We start from the raw sequence: 3,368 nt of genomic DNA on the forward strand, positions 1-3,368 counted from the left end.
CCGGGTAGAGGGGAGCCGGATAATTTTTACCGCCGGGGAAACGACCGCCGCCTTTGAAGTCCTTGAAACCGCCCAAATCCTGACCAACCGGACGGAGGAGGCCGAAATCATCGTAACCCTTGCGGAAAACGGCGGCTTGCAGGTGAAATGCCGCCCCTAAATACTCCCTTGCCGAAAATTCTTAATACCTGTTATACTTTACCTAATGAATAGGCCAAAATTATGATCGTTGCTTAAAATGGTTCCTTTACAGAAAGGGTAGATATAAATTTTGAGTAAGTAGATTTTATGGAGGATAAATTTTATGCCAATACCTTCTGAATCATTGTCTGGATTAAAACTTAACGATGGATGGGAAGTAATTGAAAAACTTAGTAAACATCCAGGTGCAACCGGAGGCAGTTTTTCATGTGGCTATAAAGTTAAAAATAATAAGAATGTTGCTTATTTGAAAGCACTCGATTTTTCTGAGGCATTTAAAGATCCTGATCCACCTAGACGTCTTCAAATTCTTACAGAGGCATATAACTTTGAAAGAGATCTATTATTAAAATGCAAATCTAACCATTTGACAAAAATTGTTACTCCTGTCACAGATGGATCAATAGATGTGCAGGGTTTTCCTATTGGTATAGGAAAAGTTTATTATATTATATTTGACCTTGCTGATGGAGATATACGAAAAATACGAGATACTTTTCAGAAAATTGATTTGGCTTTTTCATTTAGAGCCTTACATAATACTGCCGTTGGGCTGGAACAGTTACATAGATCGGGCATAGCACATCAAGACTTAAAACCTTCCAATATTATGGGGTTTAAAGAAGTTTATAAAGTGGGAGATTTAGGCCGTTCTTCAGACATAAATAAACCATTTTGGTATGATCGGATTCAATTTCCTGGAGATAGGAATTATTCCCCATTGGAGCAATATTATGGTTTTCATTTCTCAAATGATTTTAACGAAAAATATGCATCAGATATGTATTTATTTGGCAGCCTTTTTTATTTTTTCTTTTCTGGCTTATCTGCTTCACAAGTTTTACTTGAAAAAGCTCGAAGATTAGGTATATCTATTGTCAGTGATTTTGACGCGGATATTCCAGAATGGGAAAGAGCATTTTCTGAGACATTAGTTGATTTATCTAAATCATTAAAAAGTTTGCTAGCTAAAGATAGAGTAGATGATATTATATTACTAGTTAAATATTTATGCCATCCCGATCCAAGAAAAAGAGGGTTCCCTAAAAACATAGCGACTCAGAACCAACAATATAGCTTCATACGTTTTATTTCTAAACTGGACATTTTTGCCAAAGAAGCGGAACTTGGAATAATATGAAACTAGATATCGAATATAACAATCGGCAAGTTATTCCGCGTTGGCTTACACATCATAGTTGTAGAAAAATAATTATGCCACAAAATGTTATAATATTGAAACCAACTGAAGTTGAAATAGCTAATCATGAAAAATTGATAGAAGAATGGAAATCAAATAAAACAAATAGTTTTTCAATACAGTTAATTGCCAGCTCGGAAGTTCTTGGACTAACTAAAACAGAATCATTTAAAGAAGCCGTTTCATTAGTAAAAAAACAAAAGGATATACTCAATGAAAATTTATTATTAAAAGATTTCTTGCATGAAGATTACGATGATGATATAGGGGCCGTTTTATTAAATTCAATTGATATTAGAAATTCAATTAGAGATATAAAATCAAAATTAATGATATTTAGCAATGATCCTATACTTTGGATAGATATGGCCTATTTTTACACAATTTCTGGTCATAAGTCAAAAGCTGACAAATGTATTCGCGTGGCTCTGTCGTTTAATAACTGTAATCCACATATTATACGTTCATCATCTAGGTATTATGTTCTTTGCGAAGATCCTGAAAAGGCTTTATACATTATCAGAAGTTCTCCAAACTTTAAAAGAAATCCATTGCTTTTGTCATCAGAGATTGCAATTTCCGAAGGATTTGGTCTTAAAAGCAAAGGCATAAAAAATGGCTTGATGTTAATCCAAGATGGAAATAATTCAAAGAAATTGTTGTCAGAATTAAATATAGCGATAGCAACACTTGAATGTAACAGCGGAAATTTAAAAAAAGGAAAAAAATATATAGCCGAATCATTATTTGGCATAAATGAAAATACATTAGCACAAATTCAATATTTATCAAAGAAAAATGATATTAATTTTTTGCCAGATCAATTTAATATTCCTTGTAAATTTGAAGTGGATGCATGGTATAATTATTATAATCATAATTATGTGGAAGCTGCCGATCAGTCGGAAAAATGGTTTAATTTTCATCCATTTTCTACTAGGCCGATAGTATTAAATAGTTACATACAGGGTACTATTTTAAATAAACATAAAGAGGCGGTAGATATAATAAATCGGTCTTTATTATTATCGCCAACTAATAGTATTCTATTAAATAACAAAGCATTTTCTTTGGCAAAGTTAGATAAAATTGATGAAGCTCGTGAATGTATAAATAAAATTGGAAGTGCTTTAGAGGACGGCTTCGATCAAGATGATTTTAATGTATTGAAAGCAACCATGGGTCTTATTGAATATCGGTCTGGAAATCAGAAAGATGGCAATAGGCTTTACAATGAATCGTATGAATATTTTAAGCGAAATAATGAGTACACTTTAGAGGCTCGAGCATTGTTTTTCTGGTCTTTGGAAGAAGCAAAATATAATCAGGAGAATGCAAAAAAACTTCGTGCTCAAGCAGATGAGCTTGGGAAAAAATATAAAATATATGAAATTGAAGAGTTGTTGAAAAATAATAAATTGAAGTAATATCATCTTTATAGGTGCCTCCGGAGAAATAATAGATTTTAAATTTTTACTAAGACATCATGAGAATGTGCCAATTTCCGTTTTTCCTTTTTCGATAAATGAAGCTAAAACAGATTTTCTGAAAACAATTATATTCCCCGTTCTATCCATCCCACCCTTTCCCAACAATCTCCATAACTGCAACAAAAACATCTGTCAACATCTTAATCAAATTGAGACGGCAACGTATCCAGTTCCTGTCCAATCACCTTTAAGTTTTCGATGATGCCGATATGCTGGGGGCAAACCTGTTCGCACTTCCCACAAGCAACACAGTCCGATGCCTTTCCTCCCTTCAATACTTCAACCGCATATTGCAGTTGAGCCGCCGGCAAATCATTATAAACCATCTTGCGGTTATATGCGCCGAAAATTTTGGGGATAGGAATGTTCCGCGGACAGCCCTCCACGCAGTATTGACAAGCCGTACAAGGTATATTATCGATCTTGCCAATCGCTTCCCGTGCTTTTTCTATGACCCGCAATTCATCCCGGTTAAG

General features: G+C 34.1%; 3 protein-coding genes. 2 read left to right on the forward strand and 1 reads right to left on the reverse strand.

Annotated elements, in window-relative coordinates; translation table 11 throughout:
• Nucleotides 1–304: 304 nt before the first annotated feature.
• Together LBP67_01955 and LBP67_01960 are read left to right on the forward strand one after the other, a co-directional pair.
• Entirely contained in the window at nt 305–1,342 is a 1,038-nt protein-coding gene (locus LBP67_01955; GenBank protein MDR2083743.1) for a hypothetical protein, read from the forward strand.
• A complete protein-coding gene (locus tag LBP67_01960; GenBank protein ID MDR2083744.1) occupies nt 1,339–2,829 on the forward strand; it encodes a hypothetical protein in 1,491 nt (496 codons plus the stop codon). The genes LBP67_01955 and LBP67_01960 overlap by 4 nt, the downstream gene beginning before the upstream one ends.
• A 203-nt stretch (nt 2,830–3,032) precedes the next feature.
• Here the strand turns inward: LBP67_01960 and LBP67_01965 are convergent.
• The coding region (locus tag LBP67_01965; GenBank protein ID MDR2083745.1) for a 4Fe-4S dicluster domain-containing protein at nt 3,033–3,368 on the reverse strand (336 nt) is incomplete at its 5' end.

Source organism: Bacteroidales bacterium (assembly GCA_031276035.1).
GTDB lineage: Bacteria > Bacteroidota > Bacteroidia > Bacteroidales > BM520 > RGIG7150.

Coding starts and splice junctions, on each gene's coding strand:
- LBP67_01955 (MDR2083743.1), top strand. CDS start 305: ATGCCAATACCTTCTGAATCATTGTCTGGATTAAAACTTAACGATGGA.
- LBP67_01960 (MDR2083744.1), top strand. CDS start 1,339: ATGAAACTAGATATCGAATATAACAATCGGCAAGTTATTCCGCGTTGG.